Origin of the sequence: Akkermansia sp. AE01SA01 (assembly GCF_036417395.1) — a bacterium.
GTDB lineage: Bacteria > Verrucomicrobiota > Verrucomicrobiia > Verrucomicrobiales > Akkermansiaceae > Akkermansia.
Genome location: NZ_CP143890.1, coordinates 2,459,051 through 2,482,590 on the forward strand (window position 1 = coordinate 2,459,051; position 23,540 = coordinate 2,482,590).

Genomic DNA, 23,540 nt, shown 5'->3' on the forward strand with positions numbered 1-23,540 from the left:
CCCCGTAAAAAACATGTTCCAACCATATTTTTTTTGAACAAATCTTAAAGTCTGCAACTCTATGAAGACGTAGAACGGTGTGAAACGCGCCGTTTCATTGATTAAACCAACAACACAGACAATAAATCATATGAAGAAAATCCTCGCTGTAGCAGCCTTTGCCTTCGCATTCAGCTTCAACGGCTACGCCCAGGAAGCCGCCCCGGCGGATTCCTCCGCTCCCGCCGCCCAGAAGTGCTGCGGCAAAGACAAAAAATGCACCAAGGACGCCACGTGCGACAAGGACGGCAAGTGCGGCCAGAAATGTGACAAGCCCTGCAGCAAAGGCGAAAAGCCCTGCGATTGCTCCAAAAAGGAAGAAGCGCCCAAGGCTTGAGCCCAACGGGAACCATCCTCATGAACATGAACCCTTGCCGGAATATTTCCGGCAGGGGTTTTCTCCGCCGGACGGAGTGAACAGACTCTTCCCGGTGACCATTAAAATACTTGATTTCAACCTTCAACCCATTTTATAAGAATATCATGAAAGCCACCTCCATCCTCACCATCGGCTGCGCAGCCATTGCGCTGTCCGTTACCTCCTGCACCAATTTCGGCTCCCCGAACACCTACAACATGAATGAAATCGGCGGTGTCCAGGAAACCTATTACGGTACGGTCACCAGCGTGGAAACCGTCAAGATCCAGGCCAATAACGCCAATGCCGGCACCGGCGTGGGCGCGGTGGCAGGCGGTCTCACCGGAGCCATGTTCGGCGGCGGCAACGCCAAGTACGCTACGGCGGCAGGCGGTGCCATCATCGGCGCCATTGCCGGCAACCAGATTGACAAGGCCGTGAACAACACGACCGGACAGCGCATCACCGTGCGCCTGAACCAGACGAGAAACGGCACCCGGAACTATACCGTCGTCCAGCCTGTCGGCAAAAACAACCCGATCTATGTCGGACAGCAGGTTCGCGTCATCATCGGCAACGCCGGCTCCCGCGTTCTGGCCTACTAAGAGACTATCCAGTTATCCAGCAATATTTCCGGCATGATCTTTGGCACCTTACCCGGCGGCGCTCCTGTTGAAATCTTTGAACTGTCCTCCGACAGGATGACAGTGCGGATCAGCAATTATGGGGGGCGCATCATCTCCGTCGTCAAGGACGGCATGGATATGATCGTAGGTCCCAAAAGCTTTGAAGACATGCTGAAAGACACCTGTTATTGCGGTGCGATTTGCGGCCGGGTCGCAAACCGCATCGCAAAAGGCAGGTTTTCCATTGACGGTGACGCCCATTCCGTAGCCGTCAACAACGGCCCCAACCACCTGCACGGCGGCCTCCAGGGGTTTGACAGCAAAATATGGCAGGTTCAGGAAGCCGCACGCAGCACGCTGGTGCTGACACTCCATTCACCGGATGGGGAGGAAAACTACCCCGGCAATCTTGAAGTAGTAGCCACCTACACGCTCATGGAGGAAACACTCCACCTGCGCATGGAGGCGTACTCGGACGCAGCCACCATCGTCAACCTCACCAACCACGCCTACTGGAACCTTTCCGGAAAACCCGACATCAACTCCATGACGCTGGAAGTCCGGGCCTCCGCCTACACCCCCGCGGATGACACCAACATCCCGGACGGCCGCATCCTGCCCGTGGAAGGCACGGACTTTGACCTGCGCAGGGCGGCTCTGCTTGGGGAACGCAACTCCGCCGCCCATCCGGACACGGCCGCCGGACTGGACCATAATTACGTGCTGGATTCCGAACCAGGCGACAAGATTGCGGCCATCCTCCTTGATCCTTCTTCAGGTCACCGCCTGATCGTGGCGACGGACGCCCCGGGACTCCAGGTTTACACGGGGGAATACCTTCCCAAGGCGCGCCAGGGGATTGCTCTGGAAGCCCAGGGCTTCCCGAATGCCGTCAACGTTCCCCACTTCCCCAGCGTTCTTCTGCGCCCCGGTCAATCCGTCACGCGCAACATTTCCTGGACAATCAGATAAAAAGGCGGATTCCTCATCCGGCCTGCCGTCACACAATCGTTGCATAATGCGCCTGCCGCACATGGATGAGGCCAGGACGGCTACCGTTCCAGCCGCCGCAGAATGGCATGGGCCGGACGGTAAAACACTCCCTTGTTCAGCCAGTCTTCAGCCGTTCCTGGAACGTCTTTCAGCAGGCCTCCCGCTTTCAGGCTGCCTATCAGATAGGCGTCCCGGCCATACCGTTCCGGGCAAGAAAAGAAATCCCCGTCATGAATGCGGTCATACGGTTTGACCAGGTCCGGATGTTTTAAAGCCCGTTCCAGAAATTCAATGGTGTTTCCGTCCAGATAATTGCGGGCTTTTTCCACATTCCGTTCATGCCGGATGCCGCAATACAGGATTAACCCCATATCCTCGCGTCCAGGCATATCAGCGCCGGAGGGGCGGCTTCCTCCGATCCAACCGCAGCAAAGAGCAACGGGAATCATATACAAGATATTCCTCCGCATCAATTTCCGACTATCCAGAGGCAGAAATTCCCCATCTTCACGCAGGGCTCCCTGATGAAATTGCCGCAACTTTTCCTTCACCATTCCGCACAATAAATCATACCTGCCTTTCCCCAGTTCCATCCTTCCGATCTTCACCATCTTATCATTCGATTTCAACACCAGCCATTCGTTCGCACCTATCCTGCCGCAGGAGGCGTGTCTGACGCAACGCCAATCCATAAACAGGGGAGGCCGTAAAAAGCGGGTCACGGTTATCCCGCTCTCGCCCACTCTTGCCTGAAACCGCCGCATGGAGAAAAAACAAAGAGCGCCTATCAACAGTACGGATGCCGCCCATAATAGATTCGGCCACAATATCTCCTCCAATCCCCGGTAAACGCGGATAACTTTCAATAAATCAGGCAGGGCGCAAGCGGCCATCACCAGCAGGAGCCCCCAGGGCCATCCGGCCAAGTTGCAAAAGACATCCTTCCGTTGTCCTTTCATGTTCCATGTCTTATACAAAAATCACGAAACAGGCAAGCATTTGTCCGAACGCCGGCGGCCCCTCCGTTCAGGGCTGCTGAGGCCCGACTCCGTAAAGAGCTTCCGCAGCCACTTTCTGCAATCCTTCCGCGATGCGTTCCAGCGAACGGCCAATGAATATCAAATCCGCCACGGATGAAAGATTGTCCCGGTAATGTTCCGGCAGACGGGCGAATGTTTCCGTCAAGGTCCCGGTTTTCTCCGCCAGGGACGCCAGTCCCGGCGCCAGGGAAGCCAGGACCGGGGCATCCCATGAAGAAACGGCCTTGTTGACGGCCCTGAACTGTTCGGCCAGCTCCCGGTACACGGGTTCCACCAATCCGGCTTCCTGGAGGCGGGGCCTTTTATTCAGCTTGTTGGCCCTCTTGGCGATGGTGACGGACTCGTCCCCCATGCGTTCATAAATGGCGGACAGGCGGATGGAAGCCAGCACCAACCTCAAGTCGGACGCTACAGGACTGAAAAACGCCAGGAGATGCAGGCCTTCCCGGTCCATGGCCATTTCCAGTTCGTCCAGTTCCTCGTCATCGGCAATGGCCTGGTTGGCGGAATCCTCGTCCTGCTGGAGCAGCCCGGAAACAGCCAGGTCCAGGGCGTTCTGCGCCTTGTAAGCCATTTGCAGCAAATGCGTGTTCAGGGAAGTGAGGGCGGCATCAAATTCCCGCAGGGTGTGGGCGTCGTGATTCATGGACAGAAATGTTGGTTTGATGATCGGAAGAAGCCGCCCTGGCGGCATGGTAAAAAATATGCAGCCTGCGCAGGCCGCCGGTCTTCCTCGTAGAAGCGGCAAAACGCCGGGCGGAACAGGAAACTCCGGACAAACGGCGGCAACCGGCCCTGCATGAACATGTTGATGGAATCATAAATCGTCTTTTATTTGTTAACTGAATCTTCCCGTAATATAATCTTCCGTCTCCTTCATGGACGGGCGGGAAAAAATCTTCTCCGTGGAATCAAACTCCACCAGTCTTCCCAGCATGAAAAAACCGGTCAGGTCGGAAACGCGAGTGGCCTGCTGCATATTGTGCGTCACCACGACGATGGTGAATTTCTCCTTGAGGCGGTGCATCAGCTCCTCCACGCGCACCGTGGCGATGGGGTCCAGGGCGGAACAAGGCTCATCCATCAGCAAAATACGCGGCTTGACGGCGATGGAGCGGGCGATGCAGAGGCGCTGCTGCTGGCCGCCGGAAAGTCCGTTGGCGGGAGTATGGAGCCTGTCCTTCACTTCGTCCCACAGGGCGGCATGGTTCAGGCTCTCTTCCACGGCTTCATCCAGAACGGCCCTGTTCTTCACTCCCGCCAGCTTCAGGCCGTAGGAAACGTTCTCGTAAATGCTCATGGGAAAGGGATTGGACTTCTGGAAAACCATGCCCACTTCCCGGCGCAGGCGGATGGGATCCAGCGTTGGGGAAGTTACATCCACTCCGTCAATGCGGATGGCCCCCCTAGTGACGCGGGCCTCCGGAATGCGGTCATTCATCCGGTTAATGCAGCGCAACAGTGTGGATTTTCCGCAGCCGGACGGCCCGATAAACGCCGTGACACGGTTCTTTGGAATCAACATGTTGACGTTAAAAAGCGACTGTTTGCTGCCGTAGCAGAAATCCAGGGAATCCACCTCCACGGCGGTTTGATCGGGTATTGCAGGCGGTAGGCTCATATCTCTGACCATGGCGCGGCTCATCACCGCTGCCCCCATGATATCGCAAATCTCCGCCACAATGACCATTCAGGAATGGTGACGATTTCTTAACCTGGCCTTCTTGCCCTATTCCCGCGACGTTCACCGTATTAGAAATCCGTTGGTTTTCAATCAACAGAACAAACCGTCGCAACATGTTAAAAATAAATTACTTGGTCTTTTCAGCAGAGATAGGGTTATTCCTTGTTTCCCCCTATGGCGCCTCTAGACTAATAGAAACAGGGAAGCTGCCAGAAACTGCACATGGCAAATTTCTCCTGAGTGTTTTCCAATCTTCCGTCTACTATCCATGAACACAAAAACTTTTACAAAACGTTCTGCCAGGCACGTCAGCAAGGGTTTCGCGCTCATTGCAACCATCACCCTGATGATGCTCCTGGCCCTCTTGAGCGTAGGCCTCCTCACCATCGCATCCTCCCAGGTGCGCATCTCCGAGAAACAGCTTGCAGCCGCTGAGGCCAAGTCCCTGGCCAGATTCTCCCTGGAAGTATCCCTGGGACAGCTCCAGTGCGAGCTGGGACCCGACCAGCGCGTTTCCGCCAACTCCGGCATTCTCTCTTCCGGCACCAGCGAAGGAAGCTCCCCCTACATCCTGGGCGCCTGGAACAGCTGGGACACCTGGCTCAACAGGAATAATTCCTCAGGCATGAGCATCGCTTCCACTTACGATACCGGCAGAAGCGCCATGTTCCGCCGCTGGCTGATTTCCGACCCCGACCTGCGCAGGCTCAGCACCCTGGAAGCCGGAAAAAACCTTCTGGGCCAAAGGACCCGTTCCAACCGCAATTTCCGCAGCGTCTGCCTGCTGGGTCCCGGCACCGCAGGGACTCCGGTAGGAGCCCGCAACCAGGACAAAAAGGAAATCTACGCCCGGCTGGTGCGCGTGGATGATTTTTCCAGGAATACGGGGCTGAAAAAGAATGCCAACACGCGCAAGTACATTGCCTGGTGGATTACGCCGGAAAACCAGAAGGCGCGCATCAACCTGATGCCCCATGCCTCCCAGGAAAGCACCGACACGCTAACCGTTTTGCGCTCCACCTGGGATACCCCCGGCCCGGATCTGGACACCCTCAATATTGCTTCCTTGATGCCGTCAGGATCCGGTGACGACATGTCGGAAACCAGGAAGCTGATCTCCCGTGACACGCTTCTTGCCAACAGCAAAAACGGCCGTCTGAAAGACCTGGGAGAGCTTTACCATGACATCACCCTGGTTTCTTCCAGCCTCCAGACGGATTCCAAATTCGGCGGTTTGAAGAAGGACTTGAATATTATGCTGTCCCAGGAAAAACTGCCTGAGGAATTCCGTGGAGACACGGCGGACATCGGCCTGCGTCCCTACGCCACGGAGGACGGAACTCCGACGGAACAGAACCGGCCGATAGGCTCCTGGAACCAGCTCCACCTGTGGGCCAATGTGTGGGACTCTTCAACCAAAAGGGACGGCCAGGATGCCTCCGCCGCGCTGGAATGGAATGGACAGACGCCCAGCACGCTGGTAGCCGCGGACGCTTCCGCCAACATGGGAATGATGGACAACCGCTACACCTACATGCGCCATCCCATCCTGCTGCGTTACTACAATTTCATTGGGACCTATCTGACAAAGAACGATTTCCAGGCCCAGAACGGCGGCTGGATCAACACGTCCGTCTCCGTCATCCCCGTCTTTGTCTGGTGGAACCCGTACAATGTGGACATGAAAATGGAAGGGGCGTCCGGCTCCCCGTGGGGTTCCTACTTCGGGGAACACCGTTTCATGCCCATGCTGTTTGCGGACAATGTCAACGGAAGCAGCCAGCCTCTTTCCGACTTGAGAAGATATACGGAACATCCGCTGACTCCTTACACCCAGGGCTCCTATGGCGCCGTAAATGACCGCCAGATTGCCGACTTCGGCGCTTCCTACAGAAAGTCGGCACGCCTGAACGACAGCACCGGAGAGGTAAACAAGGGGGACGTATCCATCCTCAAGGCCGGGGAAATCGTCGTCTTTGCCCTTCCCTCCACCACGCGTACCGACAAAATCCAGCAAGGAGCCGTTTACAAATCCAAAATCAACGGGAATGACATCCGGACGGACAACTTCGCCCTTCGGGAAGGCTGGCCGCAGGACCTGAGCGAGATGGCTTCCTACGGCGTCAACATTTATACGGGACTCCAGTACCAGTATTTTGAAAACACCGAATTCGACACGCCTACCAAATATACGTTCTGGGCCCGGTTTGCGGAAACGGATGATGAACTGGTGGGCAACAATGGCAACAAATCATGGGGCACTCCTCCCGACCATGTTCTGTGCCATAAGTATACGGACGAGTTTTCCTCGGCATCCAAAAAGCTGCGCACGTTTGTCATGGGCGCCGGGCTCATGAACCCCGGCCAGATAGGGAAGCCTACGACGCTCTCCGGCTCCTCCACAACCGATCCGGAAGTTTTCGCTAAAATCTCCCCTGCCATGCTCAACCTGAACTGGGGATTTGAAGAACAAATCATCCAGGCCACAAGGATTCCGACGACCGGATGGACCAACAATACCAGCGGAGACTCCAATGAAAACGATTCCAAGCGGGGCAAATTCGCAGAACCGGAATCCGGAGGACCGTATCCCTACTTCATCGCCTATTATGGAGTCTCCGCCAAATGGGGCAAGACTCCCGTCGTAGGCGCCTACCCGGAAGGCAAGGACTACCGCGCCAAGACTTGGCAGCACTCCAGCCCCCTCTTCTGGGGCGGCCAGATGCCCACCGCATCCGAACTCGGACGCTCATACAGCCCCTACCAGTTCGAGGTCAAGCAATCCAACAGCGACTTCTTCCAGATCACCATCTCCAACATCCTCTCCAACGACGGCACCCGACTCTCTCCCTTCGGCGGACCCGGCGCCGAACAGGTCAACAAGATTGTGGCCGCCGAACTCCCATTCCAGCAGCCCTCCAGCCTCGCCGGATTCGCAGGATTCAGGCTCACCCCCGGATGGTACAAGACCGATTCCAGGGCTGCCATCGCCAAGCGCTTCGCCTACCAGTCAGGCGTTCCGGGCGTGGGCATCGGAAACTCCTTTGCCGACCCCATGCTGCCTGCCGACAAGGTATTCTCCCACAATGAAATCATGGGCGACGCCTCCCTGGGAGACTTCTGGGACCACGGACTGATGATCAACGACGCCCTCTGGGACTCCTGGTTCACCTCATCCCTGGCCGCGCGGCCCCGCAGCATCGGCGGCTCCGCCAAAGAGGACCTCAAGGCCGTCCTCAAGGAGGCCTTCTCCACGGACACTTCCTCCAACAAGGCCGCAGGCATTGCCAACAGGCGCCTCTCCCCGGACCTTCAGGGCAAGCCCGCCGAAGCGGTCATCGACGAACTGGCCAAAACCGACGAGGGCTACAAGCTCTCCGCCAAGTACCTTCCCATCGCCGGGGGCTTCAACGTCAACTCCACCTCCCGGAGAGCCTGGGAGGCCATGCTCATGGGCCTCAAGAACCGCAAGCTCCTCTACTCTTCCAACGGCAGGCCCTCGGTGCTGAGCGGCAACCAGGCCAATTTCTCCCGCTTCGGGGTGGCCAGCAGCAACAAGTCCCACGTGGACGACTACGGCTCCATTGGCATCACCAACGGCATCCCCGACGGGGAGGCCATGGCCTGGTCGGACCTGCGCACGCTCAGCGACACGCAGATCCGCGCACTGGCCGACAACATGGTCAAGGAAGTCAAGAAGAGGGGCCCCTTCCTGAACATGTCCGACTTCATCAACCGCCGCCTGCAGAGCGGAGAGATGGGGGTGAAGGGGGCGCTTCAGGCGGCCATTGACGAAAGCTCGATCAACAGCACCTTTGACGAACTCACGGACATGGTCATCACACCCAAGGCGGGTTATCCGAACGCGGATGCGGCCAAGGGGTCGGTCTTCACGGCGGCTCCCGGCTACCTGATCCAGTCGGACGTGCTTGCGGTGCTGGGCAACATCCTGACGACGCGCGACGACACGTTTACAATCCGCGCCTACGGAGAAGTGACGAGCCGGGAGGGAGTGGTGCTTTCCCGTGCGTGGTGCGAGGCGGTGGTGCAGCGAGGGATCAACTACGTGGACCCTGTGAACAGTCCCGAGACGGCGGCAACGAAGGTGAACATGAAGACCGGGGCGCTGGAAACGACGGATTTGAGTGCGGTGAACAAGGCTTTTGGCCGACGCTTCAACATTGTTTCCTTCCGATGGCTCTCACCTGAAGAGGTGTGATAAAGAAGTAAAAAATGGGTTGAAGGGCTTCCTGTCCGGGAATCCCTCCCCTTTTCCTACCGCCCTTTTCTTTCAGCATTCGGCAATCATTGACAGCCGCCGCCTTCCTTTTCCCGGAACGCGGCGGCTTTTTATCTGCGGACCGCCGCAGATTGTGACGATTTCTTAACCAGGATTCACTTCCTCACAGGGGGGTGGAAAGGATATCACATCCACGTCGCCCGCCGCCAGCGGTACCGAACACCGCCCCGGAGGGAGACGCAACACAACAGAAAAGACGCCATGAAATTTGTCGCCAAAATCCTGACAATCGCAGCCGCACTCAGCTCTCTGGGCATGGCAGCCGATCAAGTAACCGTTGACAGCAACATCAAGCCGTATGTGCCCACCAGCGGCGTTTCCGGCAACCTGAGCGCCGTCGGCTCCGATACACTGAACAACCTGATGACCCTTTGGGCGGAAGGATTCAGCAAGAAGTACCCCAGCGTCAAGATCGGCGTTGAAGGAAAAGGTTCCTCCACGGCTCCGCCCGCCCTGACGGCGGGGACCGCACAACTGGCCCCCATGAGCCGCGCCATGAAGCGGGAAGAAATCGCGGCTTTTGAAGCCAAGTATGGCTACAAGCCGACGGAAATCAAGGTAGCCCTGGACGCCGTAGCCTTCTTCGTCAACAAGAACAATCCCATCCAGTCTCTTTCCCTGACGCAGATCGACTCCATCTTCTCCTCCACCTTCAAGCGTGGCGGTTCCAACATTACCGACTGGGGCAGTGCAGGCGTTCCCTCCATGAAAGGCAAGGCTATTTCCATCTACGGCCGTAACAGCGCCTCCGGCACCAACGGATTCGTGAAGGAAATCGCCCTCAAGAAGGGAGACTATAAAAACTCCGTGAAGGAACAGCCCGGCTCCTCCGCTGTGGTGCAGGGCATCAGCTCTGACGTGCAGGGCATCGGCTACTCCGGCATCGGATATGTCACCTCCGGCGTCAAGACCCTCTCCATCGCTGAAAAGAGCGGCCAGGCAGCGGTTCAACCGTCTTACGACAACTGCATCAACGGCAAATATCCACTCTCCCGCTACCTGCTGATTTACGTCAACAAGAAGCCCGGCGAGCCCCTGGACACGCTGACCAGAGAATTTATCAAGTTCATCGTCTCCAAGGACGGACAGGAAATCGTGACCAAGGACGGATACTATCCCATCCCCGCCAAAGTCAGTGCGGACATCCTCAAGAGCCTTGAATAAACAATCCCCCTGAACAAACGCCTGCCGGAGCAGGGCTGCGGGCCGCCAGTCCAGGCCCTGCTCCACACTCTCGCCGTTCGCCTACCGTCATGAGCATATCTTCCCCTTCCCCGGCCCCTGCCAGAAAGCCCAAACCCGTTCCCGAACGCTTTCAGGTGGCGAAAACCACACTGTGGTTTGACCGCATCATGACCAAGACCATCATCGGCGGAGGTTTTACCGTCATCGTCGCCGTTTTCGGCATCCTCTTTTTCCTTTTGGCCGTTACCATCCCCCTCTTTCAAGGCGCAGACGTAAAGGAAGGGCAGAGCCTCGCTCCCGCACCCCAGGCCACGGGAACGTGGGGACTGGACCCCTCCGGCACGCAGCCCTTCGTTTACAACAACGGCAGGAACGTTTTCTTTCTGGACAAGGACTCCGGCAGTCTGAACCCCGTGCCCGTTGCCCTGCCGGACAATGAAACCGTCTGCGCCCACTCCTACAATTCATTCCTGTCAGCCTATCCTGTCGCCACGAAATCCGGCAAGGTAGGCATCATTTCCGTTCACTCCGGTCTTAATATCCACGGCCGGACGAACGCCCACGGCCCCGGAAACGCAGGAACGGAAATCAGCCCGCTCCATCCCATGACGGAAAACGGCGAGGTTCCGGGCAGAATATCCGGCGTGGCTTATGCAGACGCGGGAGAACGGAAAATTTTTTCCACAATCAATGAAACGGACCAGGGGCCGCGCCTCCTGCTGATGACACTGGAAGAATCCCGGTCCCTTCTCCATGGAGGGGAATTTGTCCCCTCCGGATTCCACGACCTGACGGAGTGCCTGGACGGCAGGCCCGTCGCCATGCTCCCCGGCAACTCGGGAGACAGCCTCATCATCGCCACGGATACGGACAAGCTCCTCTACTTCGCCTACAACGAAGACTCGGAAACCTGGGAAAAGCGCCAGACCATCCCGTCCCCCCTGGGAGGCGGAGAAAGGATGACCACCGTTAACTGGCTCTTCGGGGACATGTCCCTGGTACTGGGCGGCAACAGGGGTAGTCTGAAAATCTTCAGCCTGTACCCCCACCCGCAGGCAAACGGCACTGCTCTGCGCCTCTTTGGAGAAACCAAGAAGTTTCCTCCCTTGAACGGTCCCGTGCAGCATTACGCCGCCTCCGGCATCAACCGCTCCTTCCTCGTCTCCTCGCCGCACGCCGTACGCCTGTGCTACGGCACCACGGCGGACATCCGCTGGGAAAGCGACCGACTGGATTTTTCCCCGGTTCAACTGGCGGCCAACGCGGAATTCAACTCCATGCTGGCCACGGACGGACAAGGCCGCGTCCACTTCTTTTCCATCAGGGACAGGCATCCGGAAGCCGGTCCCAAAGCTCTGATCGGCAAAATCTGGTACGAAGGGTATGACTCCCCCAAATGGCTGTGGCAATCCGTAGGAGGCACGGACGACTATGAATCCAAGCTCTCCCTGATGCCCCTGGTCTTCGGCACGCTGAAAGGCACTCTGTACGCCCTCCTCTTCGCCGTACCCGTGGCGGTCATGGCAGCCGTTTACACGGCCCACTTCATGCCGCCCTCCGTCAAAAGGGTGGTGAAGCCCGTGATGGAAATCATGGCCTCCCTGCCATCCGTGGTGCTGGGCTTCTTCGGGGCGCTTTACCTGGCTCCCAGAATGGAGGACAAGGTGCCGGCGCTGGTCTGCATGGCCATCCTCATTCCGTCCCTGGCCGCCCTTCTCGCCTGGTTCTGGACCACACGTCCGGCGGCATGGAGGAACAAATTCAACAACGGCCTGGAATACATCGTCATGACGCCCGTCATTCTTCTCTGCACCTGGTTCTGCTGGGAATACCTGGGTTACTGGCTGGAACAGCCCTTTATCAGCCTCACCCGCGGCATCATGAGCCTGTGGGGGGCGGGAGACTTCCAGGCGGCCAGCTTTGCTGACCTGTGGCGCAACGGATTCGGCATGCCCTATGAACAGCGCAACTCCCTCGTCGTCGGGTTCATCATGGGCTTTGCGGTCATTCCCGTCATCTTCACCATTTCCGAGGACGCCCTGAGCAACGTTCCCCCCTCCCTCATCGCCGCGTCCGAAGCGCTGGGCGCCAGCCGCTGGCAAGTAGTCCGGACGGTCGTTCTCCCCATAGCCTCCGCAGGCATCTTCTCCGCCCTGATGATCGGGCTGGGGCGCGCCGTGGGGGAAACCATGATCGTTCTGATGGCCACGGGCAACACCCCCATCATGGACTGGAACATCTTCAACGGCATGCGCACCCTCTCCGCCAATATCGCCACGGAGCTGCCGGAGGCGGCGCAGGACTCCACCCACTACCGCGTCCTTTTCCTCGGCGGCCTCATCCTGTTCTCCATGACGTTCATCCTGAACACGCTGGCGGAAATCGTGCGCCAGCGCCTCCGCAAACGCTTCAACGTCGTCTGACCCTCTCTCCTTCTCTTTCCAACCTTCCTCTTCCATGAAACCGGATTTCACTCTTCCCTCCGCTCCCGGACGCCCCCTGGGAGAAGCCAACATCTGGATCACCTCCATAGGCATCTCTGTGGGCCTCATCATGATCTTCGGCCTGCTGGGCATCATCCTTGTCAACGGCATGGAGGCCTTCTGGCCCAAGACAATCCATGAACTGACCGTGTCCTCCGCCACGGAAGGGGAAAAACCGGCCACCCTGTACGCCAGCATCACCAAGGACCAGACACGCCACGTTCCGGCGGACCCCACGCAGCCCGGCTCTACCGCCAAGGACATCCGGGAATACCAGCTCTTCACCGGCAGCAAGGAAACCTACGGGCAATCCTACCGTTATGTGGACGTGCACAACATCTCCGCCTCCTCCACGCCCCAGGGGCTTCTCTGCCTGGAACGCATGGAAGGGGGGAAGGCCCTGGTGAAGCCGCTGGAACTCCAGCTGGCCTCCGGAGAAACCATTCCGGCCTCATCCCCCGAATTCGTGCAAGCCTTCCGCCGCGCGCTGGACCATGAAACGGAACTGAGGGAGGAAATAAAGGCCATAGATACCGGAAAAATAGGAACCGTCAACACCAGACTGGCGGATGCGCGGCTGGACATCAAGGCCATTGAACGTTCCTACGACATCCGGGAGGAAAACGGAACCAAGACCGCCGCGCTCAAACAGAATCCCGTCGTCAGGGATGTGGACAACCCTGTGGAAGAACTGGCCAAACTCAATGAAAAAGTAGCCCGGCTCAATGCCGAATACGAACAATACACGGCGGAAGCGGGCAAACTCCGGGCGCAGCAGGGCCGCGACACGCTCGTCTATTCCCTGGGAGACGGAGAAAAGAAGGAAATCAGCCTGGACAAGGTCGTATACGGCTACTTTTCAAACGACTTGGGCTTCTTCGGCAAATGCGGCGTCTTTCTCCACAACCTGTACCACTTCATTGTGGATGATCCGCGGGAGGCCAACACGGAAGGCGGCATTTTCCCCGCCATCTTCGGCACCTTCATCATGACCCTGCTCATGAGCGCCCTGGTCACCCCGGTAGGCGTCATCGGCGCCATCTACCTGAGAGAATACGCCAGGCAGGGAACGCTGGTGCAGGCCGTGCGCATCTGCGTGAACAATCTGGCGGGCGTGCCCTCCATCGTTTTCGGCGTCTTCGGCCTGGGCTTCTTCGTGTACTACCTGGGCGGCACGATTGATGAACTCTTCTACTGGAAAAAACTGGCCGTGGACAACACGCCCACCTTCGGCACCTCCGGCATCCTGTGGGCCTCCCTCACGCTGGCCCTGATGACGCTGCCCGTCGTGATCGTCTCCACGGAGGAAGCGCTTTCCGCCGTGCCGCGCGGCCTGCGGGAGGCGGCCCTGGCCTGCGGGGCCTCCAAATGGCAGATGATCAAGCGCATCATTCTTCCCAGCGCCCTGCCGGGCGTCATGACCGGGCTGATCCTGGCGATGGCCCGCGGCGCGGGGGAAGTGGCCCCCCTGATGGTCACGGGCGTGGTCAAGCTGGCCCCGTCCCTGCCCATTGACGGAGAAGAGCCCTTCATCCATCTGGAACGCAAATTCATGCACCTGGGCTTCCATATCTACGACGTGGGCTTCCAGTCCCCGGACTCGGACGCCGCGCAGCCCATGGTCTTCGCCACCACCCTGCTGCTCATCCTGCTCGTGGTGGTCATGAACCTCACGGCCATCCTTATCCGCAACCGCCTGCGCAAGAAATACGCGGCGTCCAGTTTCTGACGCGGAAACGCCGCATTCCACCCCTTATTTCCACCTCCCATGACTGAACCATCCGCCGCAGACGACGATCCCATCATCGAGGTAGAGGACTTCTGCTTCCATTACGGAGACAAGCAGGTTCTCTTCAACATCGGCATGACCTTTGAATCCAACAAGGTGACGGCCCTTATCGGCCCCTCCGGCTGCGGGAAATCCACCCTGCTCCGCAACATCAACCGCATGAACGACCTGATCCCGGAAGTGCGCCATGAAGGGGATATCCGCATAGACGGCACCAGCCTGTACGACCCGCGCGTGGAAGTCATCTCCCTGCGCAAGCGGGTGGGCATGGTCTTCCAGAAATACAACCCGTTCCCCAAAAGCATTTATGAAAACATCGTCTTCCCCCTCCGCGTGGCGGGACGCAACAGCCGCGCGGAACTGGATGAAACAGTGGAGCGCAGCCTGAAAGGAGCCGCCCTGTGGGACGAAGTGAAGGACAAGCTGCATGAAAGCGCCTACGGCCTTTCCGGCGGCCAGCAGCAGCGCCTGTGCATCGCGCGCGCCATTGCCAACCGCCCGCAAATACTGCTGATGGACGAACCCTGCGCCGCCCTGGACCCCATCGCTACGCTGAAAATCGAAGACTTGATGGAAGACCTGAAAAAAGACCTCACCATCGTCATCGTCACCCACAACATGCAGCAGGCCACCCGCATTGCGGACAACACCGCATTCATGTACATGGGGCGCCTCGTCGAATACGGGAAAACGTCCCAAATCTTCACCAACCCCGCGGAAAAAGAAACGGAAGCCTACATCACGGGCCGTTTCAGCTAAAAAGCCCAACTTCCAAGCCATTCACCTCATGACACCTCCCGGCAACCACATCCTCCCTCACTACGATCTGGCCCTGAACAACATCCAGACCCGCGTCAACTGCGTCTGCGAAAGCCTGCTGGAACACATGGCCGTACTGGAACATGTCATCTCGAACGCGGACATGAACGGAGCCAACGGCATCATTGCGGACGATGAACTGCTGGATGAAGAAACGCGCCAGATTCTTTCCCTCTGCTCCGCCGTCCTCATCCAGTTCCACCCCCTCGGCTCCGACCTGCGCCTGGTCCTCTCCCTCTCCCGCTGTACGGACAAGCTCCGCGAATGCGCGGAGGAAGTCGCCGACATCGCCCGGCATGCCAAAGCTTCCATTAAGCGGCAGGAATCCCTTGCCCCGGACATCGTTCTCCCCCTGCTGAACATGGCCGTCTCCGAATTCAGGGACGCCGTGGAAAGCCTGAAAACACAGGACATGGAAACGGCGCGGGAAGTACGCCTGCGCGACAAGGAGCTGGACAAGGCCCACCGCAAGGCCCTGGGCAGTCTCGTCACTCCGGCGGAAGCGGAACAACCGTTTCTCAATGTTAACCTGCTCTTCATCATCCGCTCCATCGAGCGCATCGGAGACATCGCCAAAACCATTGCCGCCACCGTCGTTTTCCTGAAGGAAGCCACGGACATCCGCCACGGCAGGGATAAATGACCTCACGGAAAAGAAGACGGATGCCTCCGCATGCCGTCCCGTGCTTTTCCCCGCAGCAACCGCCTGCCGGAATGGCATCATCAGGCAAGGCGGTCACACGAAATTTCAACCGCATTCCCATCCTTTCTCCGGACACATGGCACTTTAACAAAGCTCCCTATTCTGAACAATCCGGGCTCCGGCATGCCCCCTCCCCTGATAAATCATGTACCTCAACCCTGAACTCCCGCCCTGCGACGGAATAAAACGGATGGATGACCGCCTTCTCCCATCTCCGCTTATCACCGGAAAAGAACTTCAAGCTGAATTTCCGCATCGAACGCAACGGAAGGCGAGCCATAAAACGGATATGGCGCCCGCAAAATACAGGCAGAGGACCCATGATTTTCCCGTTCACAACGACTTGATGTCGCACAAATAAAAAACGGTCAGTCGGATTGGGAAACGGGAGCGTCGCCTTTGCCTTCCAGCGCAGCATCCAGTTTCCGGGCTATCCCCAGAACGGAGTACCCGGGATCTGTGGACAAAACCATGACGGCCGTATTCCCTCTCAGGAAATACACCGCAGATTGCTCGCTCCCTTTCACCAACGCCCCGTCCGGACCCAGCACGGGACCGCATCCCAGGTCGAAATCTCCTACCTTCCCCGGCTTCACTACCGTGGCAGCCGCCACGTCGCGCGGATCACGCTTCGTGTTCCTCGGATCGTAGAAGCGCAATTTCAGCAGCAGCTCCATCGCCTCCTTCCGGCTGCGCGCATACGCCACCAGGATTTCTATAAAGTCCGACCTGGTGAGCGTATCATCCCAGGGGGTGACAGGGTTCAGCACGGCATGGGCGCCATGGCGCAACTCTTGAAACATGCCAAGATAGAGTCCATGTTCGAACTCTCCGTGAAACAGGGCAAAGTGCATGCAGCCCTCATGAACATTGGGAATTTGAAGTTCTTCACTCAAAACCTCCTCATGCCTCAGCAAATCCACGGGGGCCTGTTCCCTGCCAAATCCGGCAATCGTCCGGCATAATTCAGGCATCCCGTACCAGGGGTCCATCCGGCGTCGTTCCTCCGGACCTATTTTTTCATCCATGAGGTATTGTTCCTTCTTTTCTCTATCATATTCCGCCCTCCTTTTCCGTTTTTTTTCCAACGCCCGGTTTAGCTCCTCTCCGGCGGCAATATGATTTTTCCTGTCCAGAAACAAATCAAATAATTGTTCCACTTCCGGCAGGGAAATGGAAAAATCCCGGCCGCCCGTCCAGAAATTGATTCCCAGATTTCCCCGCACAGCAAACTCAGGACAGTCCACGCTTTTTCCGGATAAGCGGTACATGCACCAGGTTCCACGTTCTCCGGCCACATCCTTCCCCCAGACAACAAGATCTCCCAGCTGGGAGAACGATTCGCGCTCAAGAATAAATTCCTTTCTCGCCATCTTTTCCGACTCAAACAAATACACATCCAAATGGGCGCATTCATTTCCTTCCCGGTCCATCAATAGCCAGCGATTCTGCATTCCCTTCAACCCGGGCAGAAGAAATTTGTCTCCGCACGCCACGCTCCCTTCGGGAGGAACAATGTCTTCCTGCTTCCATACTCCTCCGTCCAATAAGGGCAAGGTTCCTGTTTTTTCCTTCAGCACCGGCAATAAATACTCGTCTTTTCTGTCCTTCCTCTCCTTCCAGCCCGACGGCGTAAGCTGCATGCACGTTTTTTCCTCCGCCCAGCTTGCCGGGAGCAGCAAAGAGGCCATGACAACATAGAGCAAGCCATGACGGAATGAAGAAAAGGAAATGAGTCCGCCGGCAATGCCGGAAAGCAGTCTGTTCATAGGGAGCGGCAATTTATTCATTATAAATTATCACCCTATTCATTGACCGTCAATCAAAAAAAACCATTCCATCCCACTCTTCCGGAGGGTGCATGCCAAAAGAACCGGGCGCCTTAAGCGCCCCTTTTCCCGGTCATTCCGCCCTGCTCACGCTGAAACAGTACACAGCAGGGTTGATCAGGGCGAGAGGCAAATAGAACAGCGCAAAGGACAAGGAGCCGCCGTACAAGATCAGAATCACGGCGGACAGCAGGAACAGGACGGCTATCTTGACACTCCGCGTCCAGGTGAGACGGTGCACGAGCCAGATCAAAGCGGCGCACACAAAGCCGATGATGATTCCGAGGATCCCTCCCATGGTCAGGAATTCCACATAACTGGAGCAGAACTGGTCCAGCCACCTCACATTGTCGGGAGTGGGCGGATTGCTGCCCCATGCAAAGACTCCCGGAGGGACAAGACCCCACAACAGCACGGAAAAAAGTACCAGGCGGTCTGTGTTGAGACGGTACATCATGCAAAGATACGGTAGCCGCCCTCCCGGGGGATAACAAGCGAAATCGGCCATTTCCTTTTATTCAGCCATTTCCGGCAGGAACAGCTATTTATAATATTTCTTATTTATCATCAATTTTTTAATTACCTTACATAATTGTTAGATTGCAAATTAATCCATATTTTATAAAAATTATTTGTGGACAATGGAGAAAAAAAGCTCTTTCATGGAATTTATCAGAGAGTTTTTCCATCCCATGACCAGTTCCTTCCTTTCCCTGAAATGGACCGTGTATCTGATTGGATTAGCCGCACTGCCTCCCATCCAGGCAGAGGATGAAGATACGGGAGCCCTTCAAATCGAATCAACGGCGGATGAATTATCAGCCGATATTCATATTGCGAGAGAAGAGGGGAAAGAACCGCCCAGAGATGAAGCGGACGACAGAAAGCGGACCAGGCTGGGCATAGGAGAATCCGTCGATCTTCTTTTGACAGGAAAAGATTCCCTCATCGGGAATGCTCAAAAGATCAAATGGACCATTCTGAAAGGAGAAAATCTGGGAGAGCTGGATGAAGAAATGGGCAACCCCGTCAAACTTAAGCTCAGCCCTTATTCCGTTCAAGGAGGAAAACTGGTCGTCCAGGCCACGACTGAACACAACATGGTTAAAGAAATAGAATTTACAGTCGTTGTTCCGGAAGCCGATATTGAGGGCCATCAAAAAGTCACCGCCCAGCATGCCAAAAATCCAAGCACGGGGAAAAGAGGATACGATGAATGGAATTTCGAGGCTTTTCCTACGGAAACGGGCTGCTCTGCCAAGCTTGAAATCACTCTCCACCCCACGGATGTGAGTTTTCACAAGGTGGAAATGCTGGAAACGCATTTAAAAAACATTCCGGATCCCCTTCCCGAAATGGGAAGCGAGCACAAACCCATGCCCATTTGGAGCAATGTCAATAACCGGAATGTATTTATTGACAATATTGGCTCTCCCAAATCCATGAACCAGTGCAAGGACCTGCCCCAGGAGTGGACATGGGTCAGCAAATTCAGCACCAGCCGCATGTCTGAACCGCTTCTGGACATCACTACGCAGCACCAGCGCTTCCTGTTTACGTGGTCGGCCCCCAATGAAGAAGGAGTAACCGTCAAAATTACCAAATTCGGACGCGGCGTTCAACGCACAGCTATCAAAATGCAATATTATACTTCAAAGAGAAAACCGGAAACCCTGACCAAATTTTTATGAAAAGCCTCCTTGCATGTTTATTCTGCGGCCTGTTGTCCCTTTCTTTCATTCATGGCGCTCCGGCAGTCCTGAATCCAAACGTGGAAAAACCGCCTTATCCTGATTTTATTAAACATTCGCAATATTCCGCCTGCGGTCTCAAGGATCTTCTGGCCCAGGGAAAACTGGAAGATTTTTACAAAAGATCAAAAAAACTATTGAAGGAGAATGGCAGGGTTGAGGACAAAAATACGGAACAATGCCAAAACGAGATGTGGACTTTTTATTACATTGCGGCGGCGCCCCTTTTCCAAATGGACGCATCTCCGGAAATTCCCGCTTTCTGGCGAGAGGACAAGACACTGGATTACGACGTCAAGACAAGCGCGGCCCGGTATATAGCCACGCAGGATATAGACAGGCTTGCTGCCGTGCTGTCCGTCTCGCGTGAGAAAATTGCTGGTCTGTATGCCCTTTATGCCGCTAAAATTCTTCACGACATCAAACAAAATTATGATCCGGATCTGGGAGAAAAACAGAAACGGCAGCTCCAGGAAGAGGAAGAAAAGAAAAGGCTGCTTTACCGTGACCGGAAAATCGACATCAACCAGGCTAATTTCAAATCCATTCTGATTCACAATAAAATCAGCACTGAGGATTTGCGCAACAATGCCGCCAAAATGCGCACGGATTCCCTGGAAAAAACATTTTTAAATTTACTGGTAGAATATTTTCCGGGAAATGCGGCCCTGGTAAGGAAATATATCAAACTGGCCGGATATTCCGACAAGGAAATTCCCAACCTGATCGACCGTACCGTTGGACGTGAGCCCAAAACGGAATTCCTGTACAAGGGAGCAGGCAGAAAGAAAAGAATGCGCCCTTGACAGGGTGGGGGTATTCAGCCCCCCGACGGTCCGATTGAATGCCCGGCAGCGCACATGCCGGAAACCGATTTTTCCAGGAGAACGGGACAGCCCTGAATTTCCGCAGGCGCGGGAAACGGCTGCCGTTCACAAGGGAGCAAAAGAAGAATCTCCCGCTCCATTGACGGCGATGCCGTCTACTTCCACCAGCCAGCCGGGACGGCAGACCGGTGCTTTCAACAGCAGGTGCGGCACGTGCGCCAGCGGAGAATTCATCAGCGCACGGCCGACCACATCCCTGTCCGCCCAGTCCCGCAAATACACAACGGCCTGCTTGAGGTCGGAAAGGCTTCCGCCGCTCCGTTCCATCAGCGCATGCATGTTTTCCAGGGTGCGCACGGTCTGGCGCTTCACATTCCCGGGATGAAGGATGTTCCCCGCCGCATCAATGCTGGCCGTGCCGGAGATGAAGTAATGGGAGCGGTCGCCGTACACGATGCGGGCGCCACGTTCAAAAGCCACCCGGTACAGGTGCGTGGGAGAAAGGTAGTCCGGAGCTTCCATGTACCTGACCTGCCCCGGCTTCAGCCCGGCAATGCCCAGGCTGTCCATGTGCAGCAGGCGCCCCGGCGTTTCCGTACACCCCTCAATGCCGGTGCTGGCAATGAAATGGCTCTCCGGGGTCAGACCGTAATGGTCAAAGCTTTCATTGCGGCCTTCCACCAGCCCCCGGTAATTGTTGTCAATGTCCCGGCAGTAAATCCAGGTGCGGTGGACCAGGGCCGGGACGGTTCCACCCTGTGCGGCGGCCACACGGTCCAGCCAGCGGAATTCCTCCTGCATCTGGCCGTGGCTGCCGCATGCGGCGGCCGTTTTCCTGCCTGCCAGAATCAGGCGGTAATGCTTCCTCCGCGCCACCAGTACCGTTCCTTCTTCCGTTTCCTTCTTGCTTTTTCCCAGCATGCCGCCCAGATGCCATGCCTCCAACGCCACGCGGGAACCGTTTGCCGGGGGCTGTCCTACGATGGAAACATAGGAACGGCGCCCTTTCACCACACGGCGCAGCAGTTCCGACTGCCGGGCAGGATCGCTGACATGGAAGCGCAGCAGGAACTCGTCTCCTCCGTCCCCACCCGATTCACGGTACCTGTCCATCAGGGAATGCAACTCTTCCTCAAAGCTTCCGCCCGGTTCCGCAGTCATGCAGAAGAAACGTTCCCCTGTTCCGGTTCCATCATCCCATACGGATATTTCCCGTAATTTTCCAGCCATACCTTCTCTTTCTTCCCTTTAAAGGGATTGTACGTAGTTGACCAGGTCTTCCAGATCCCTGTCGTTCAGACCGCTCGTTTTTCCGCGAATATCTCCCCGGTTGTGCACGGTGATGACTTCCCGGATGGTTTTCGCACGGCCGTCATGCAGATAGGGACCGGTACGCCAGACTTCCACCAGGGAAGGGACCAGGATTTTCCTGCCTTCATCCAGCCCTTTCGCCGTTCCGGTGGCCACCAGTTCCTTGGTCGTGAAATACGGATGGGGGTGGCATTGGGCACACCCGGCAGTCTTGAAGATTTCCCTGCCCCGGCGCGCGGATTCCGTGAGAGCCCCCCGCTCCACGCCGGGCATATGGCACTGGGCGCACCCGGTTTCCTTTGTCTGCGGGCGGGAAGGATGGCCAGCCATCAAAAACGGGCTGGGAACCTCTTTCATGTTTTTCAGGTATTCGTTGACGCATGCGGCCAGGTCTCCGTCCGGCTCCATGAACTGGATATGCACAAAACCCGCCGTAACGGCCACTTCCGCAGACGCACGAACGCCCAGGCTCATCACAGGGCTTGTCCGGTGGGAGAGGAACATGGTGCGCGTGTTTTTCGGATTGCCCATGCCGTCGTTCAGCAGGTCCCAGTTCAGGCCGTCCACGCGGGCGTCCGGGTGGCAGGTGGCGCAGCTCTGCCACCCCTGGAAGCAATGGGAGGCGTCGTTGAAGTACTGTTCACCCAGCCGGTCCCTGGAAGGCCGGTATTCCGCATTCAAGAGAATGTTCCGGGGAACGGCGTCCGCCTTGAGCGGCACCTGTGCCAGCGTATCGGAGAAATATCCTGCTACATAAACATTTTCCCCGTCGGAAGCCAGGGCGCGGGGACCGTTCAAGGGCAGGCGGATGCGGGTGCGGATGTCGTGCAGGAATCCCAGCCTTTCGGACACGGGGTTCCCTGACCGGTCCTCCTTCTTCATGCGCGCCAGCAATGCGGGAAAATCAATGACGGAGAGTTCATGCGTGCCGGCATGTGTGACGAGCAGGCGGCTTCCGTCCGGGGAAAAGAGCACGCCCCACGGATTGGCGGCACCCGCGTCCGGATCGTCCAGAAGGACGGGATGCGGCCTGTCCGGACATGCCGTGTCCATGATGGTCACGGCATTCGTGTTCATCCAGCCCCGGTCCAGTTGCGTCGTCGGCACCTGGTAGCGGCTCAGCACGTGCGCCACGGCCAGGTAGCGGCCATCCGGGCTGACGGCCATGCCCCGCACACCCTGCGTTCCATTGGCCAGGGGGAAATGAACCGCCTTCCCGTTCTCAACCAGGGTCAGCGCCGCCGCAGTGAAGTCCCCGTCCGCCGCGCCTGCGGGCAAATGGTTGGCCGCCCATATTTTCTTTCCGTCCGGGGAGACGGCCAGGGCCACCGGTTCACGGGAGGCAGGCCAGGAATTCAGCATTTTTCCGGAAGAAGCGTCCATTTCCACAATCTTGGAATCGAATCTGGCGGCCACATACAATTTACCATTGAGCACCACCGGAGACATGGGCGTATGCCCTGCCGGGAAGGCTCCCTTCACGGTTCCCGTGTCCAGAGCGACCACTTCCACCATGCCTCCGGGGCCGCCTTCCGCCACATAGGCGATATTTCCGTCAATTGCCATGCCGTTGGGCTTCCCGGACAGGCTGATGCTTTTCACCACTTTCCCCGAACCGGGGTCCACCAGTTCCAGCTTTTTGCTCTCATGCCCCAGAACGGCAGCCAGTTTTCCATAAACCTTGACATCCACCGGAGCCACGGGACCGGCCCCGGAGTCCGGTTCCTGCCTGCATGAGACAAGGACCAGCAGGCAGCAGGCTGCGGCAAGAAAATAGGGAAGCATATGTTTCATCTTCATGGC

18 protein-coding genes are annotated in these 23,540 nt (G+C 57.0%); 11 read left to right on the plus strand and 7 right to left on the minus strand.

The window, feature by feature from the left end; all coding sequences use genetic code 11:
• The first annotated feature begins 130 nt into the window (after positions 1–130).
• From V3C19_RS09925 to V3C19_RS09935, 3 genes are all read left to right on the plus strand, one after another.
• On the plus strand, positions 131–376 hold the full coding sequence (locus V3C19_RS09925; RefSeq protein ID WP_130084495.1) for a hypothetical protein: 246 nt from the start codon (positions 131–133) through the stop codon (positions 374–376).
• A gap of 146 nt (positions 377–522) precedes the next feature.
• Entirely contained in the window at positions 523–1,002 is a 480-nt protein-coding gene (locus V3C19_RS09930; RefSeq protein ID WP_130084496.1) for a glycine zipper 2TM domain-containing protein, read from the plus strand.
• A 33-nt stretch (positions 1,003–1,035) separates the two neighbouring features.
• A complete protein-coding gene (locus V3C19_RS09935) occupies positions 1,036–1,995 on the plus strand; it encodes an aldose epimerase family protein (protein WP_130084497.1) in 960 nt (319 codons plus the stop codon).
• A gap of 80 nt (positions 1,996–2,075) precedes the next feature.
• Here the strand turns inward: V3C19_RS09935 and V3C19_RS09940 are convergent, their stop codons facing one another.
• The 3 genes from V3C19_RS09940 to pstB (V3C19_RS09950) form a co-directional block, all read right to left on the minus strand.
• Complete coding sequence (locus V3C19_RS09940; protein WP_130084498.1) at positions 2,076–2,975, minus strand: hypothetical protein; 900 nt, start codon at positions 2,973–2,975, stop codon at positions 2,076–2,078.
• A gap of 67 nt (positions 2,976–3,042) precedes the next feature.
• The gene (locus V3C19_RS09945; RefSeq protein ID WP_161981438.1) at positions 3,043–3,702 is read right to left on the minus strand and encodes a PhoU domain-containing protein; all 660 of its coding nucleotides are present in this window, start codon (positions 3,700–3,702) and stop codon (positions 3,043–3,045) included.
• Positions 3,703–3,894: 192 nt separating this feature from the next.
• The gene (gene pstB / locus V3C19_RS09950; RefSeq protein ID WP_130084504.1) at positions 3,895–4,677 is read right to left on the minus strand and encodes a phosphate ABC transporter ATP-binding protein PstB; all 783 of its coding nucleotides are present in this window, start codon (positions 4,675–4,677) and stop codon (positions 3,895–3,897) included.
• Between the two features lie 331 nt (positions 4,678–5,008).
• Between pstB (V3C19_RS09950) and V3C19_RS09955 the strand changes: the two genes are divergently transcribed.
• The 6 genes from V3C19_RS09955 to V3C19_RS09980 all read left to right on the plus strand — a co-directional run bounded on the left by V3C19_RS09955 (position 5,009) and on the right by V3C19_RS09980 (position 15,959).
• Positions 5,009–8,959 (plus strand): hypothetical protein, encoded by a 3,951-nt coding sequence (locus V3C19_RS09955; protein WP_330937083.1) that lies wholly within the window; start codon positions 5,009–5,011, stop codon positions 8,957–8,959.
• 282 nt (positions 8,960–9,241) lie between these two features.
• Positions 9,242–10,204 (plus strand): phosphate ABC transporter substrate-binding protein, encoded by a 963-nt coding sequence (locus tag V3C19_RS09960; protein ID WP_295934651.1) that lies wholly within the window; start codon positions 9,242–9,244, stop codon positions 10,202–10,204.
• 89 nt (positions 10,205–10,293) lie between these two features.
• Positions 10,294–12,648 (plus strand): ABC transporter permease subunit, encoded by a 2,355-nt coding sequence (locus V3C19_RS09965; protein WP_295934649.1) that lies wholly within the window; start codon positions 10,294–10,296, stop codon positions 12,646–12,648.
• Positions 12,649–12,682: 34 nt separating this feature from the next.
• Positions 12,683–14,437: a phosphate ABC transporter permease PstA gene (gene pstA, locus V3C19_RS09970; protein WP_295934646.1), complete on the plus strand. Its 1,755-nt coding sequence runs from the start codon at positions 12,683–12,685 to the stop codon at positions 14,435–14,437.
• Between the two features lie 39 nt (positions 14,438–14,476).
• Positions 14,477–15,256: a phosphate ABC transporter ATP-binding protein PstB gene (gene pstB, locus V3C19_RS09975; protein WP_295877382.1), complete on the plus strand. Its 780-nt coding sequence runs from the start codon at positions 14,477–14,479 to the stop codon at positions 15,254–15,256.
• Positions 15,257–15,284: 28 nt separating this feature from the next.
• The gene (locus V3C19_RS09980; RefSeq protein WP_295877385.1) at positions 15,285–15,959 is read left to right on the plus strand and encodes a phosphate uptake regulator PhoU; all 675 of its coding nucleotides are present in this window, start codon (positions 15,285–15,287) and stop codon (positions 15,957–15,959) included.
• Between the two features lie 428 nt (positions 15,960–16,387).
• Here V3C19_RS09980 and V3C19_RS09985 read toward each other — a convergent pair whose 3' ends face one another.
• Together V3C19_RS09985 and V3C19_RS09990 are read right to left on the minus strand one after the other, a co-directional pair.
• Positions 16,388–17,710 (minus strand): hypothetical protein, encoded by a 1,323-nt coding sequence (locus tag V3C19_RS09985; RefSeq protein ID WP_295934643.1) that lies wholly within the window; start codon positions 17,708–17,710, stop codon positions 16,388–16,390.
• A gap of 211 nt (positions 17,711–17,921) precedes the next feature.
• Entirely contained in the window at positions 17,922–18,305 is a 384-nt protein-coding gene (locus V3C19_RS09990; protein ID WP_295877391.1) for a hypothetical protein, read from the minus strand.
• Between the two features lie 205 nt (positions 18,306–18,510).
• Here V3C19_RS09990 and V3C19_RS09995 point away from each other — a divergent pair, with 205 nt between their 5' ends.
• Together V3C19_RS09995 and V3C19_RS10000 are read left to right on the plus strand one after the other, a co-directional pair.
• Complete coding sequence (locus V3C19_RS09995) at positions 18,511–19,539, plus strand: hypothetical protein (protein WP_130084866.1); 1,029 nt, start codon at positions 18,511–18,513, stop codon at positions 19,537–19,539.
• Positions 19,540–19,790: 251 nt separating this feature from the next.
• A complete protein-coding gene (locus V3C19_RS10000) occupies positions 19,791–20,405 on the plus strand; it encodes a hypothetical protein (protein WP_295934640.1) in 615 nt (204 codons plus the stop codon).
• A gap of 126 nt (positions 20,406–20,531) precedes the next feature.
• Here V3C19_RS10000 and V3C19_RS10005 read toward each other — a convergent pair whose 3' ends face one another.
• A complete protein-coding gene (locus V3C19_RS10005) occupies positions 20,532–21,656 on the minus strand; it encodes a Rid family hydrolase (protein WP_295934639.1) in 1,125 nt (374 codons plus the stop codon).
• An 18-nt stretch (positions 21,657–21,674) separates the two neighbouring features.
• Positions 21,675–23,537 carry a hypothetical protein gene (locus V3C19_RS10010; protein WP_295934637.1) on the minus strand — a complete coding sequence of 621 codons (1,863 nt, stop codon included), beginning with the start codon at positions 23,535–23,537 and terminating at the stop codon, positions 21,675–21,677.
• Positions 23,538–23,540: the final 3 nt, after the last annotated feature.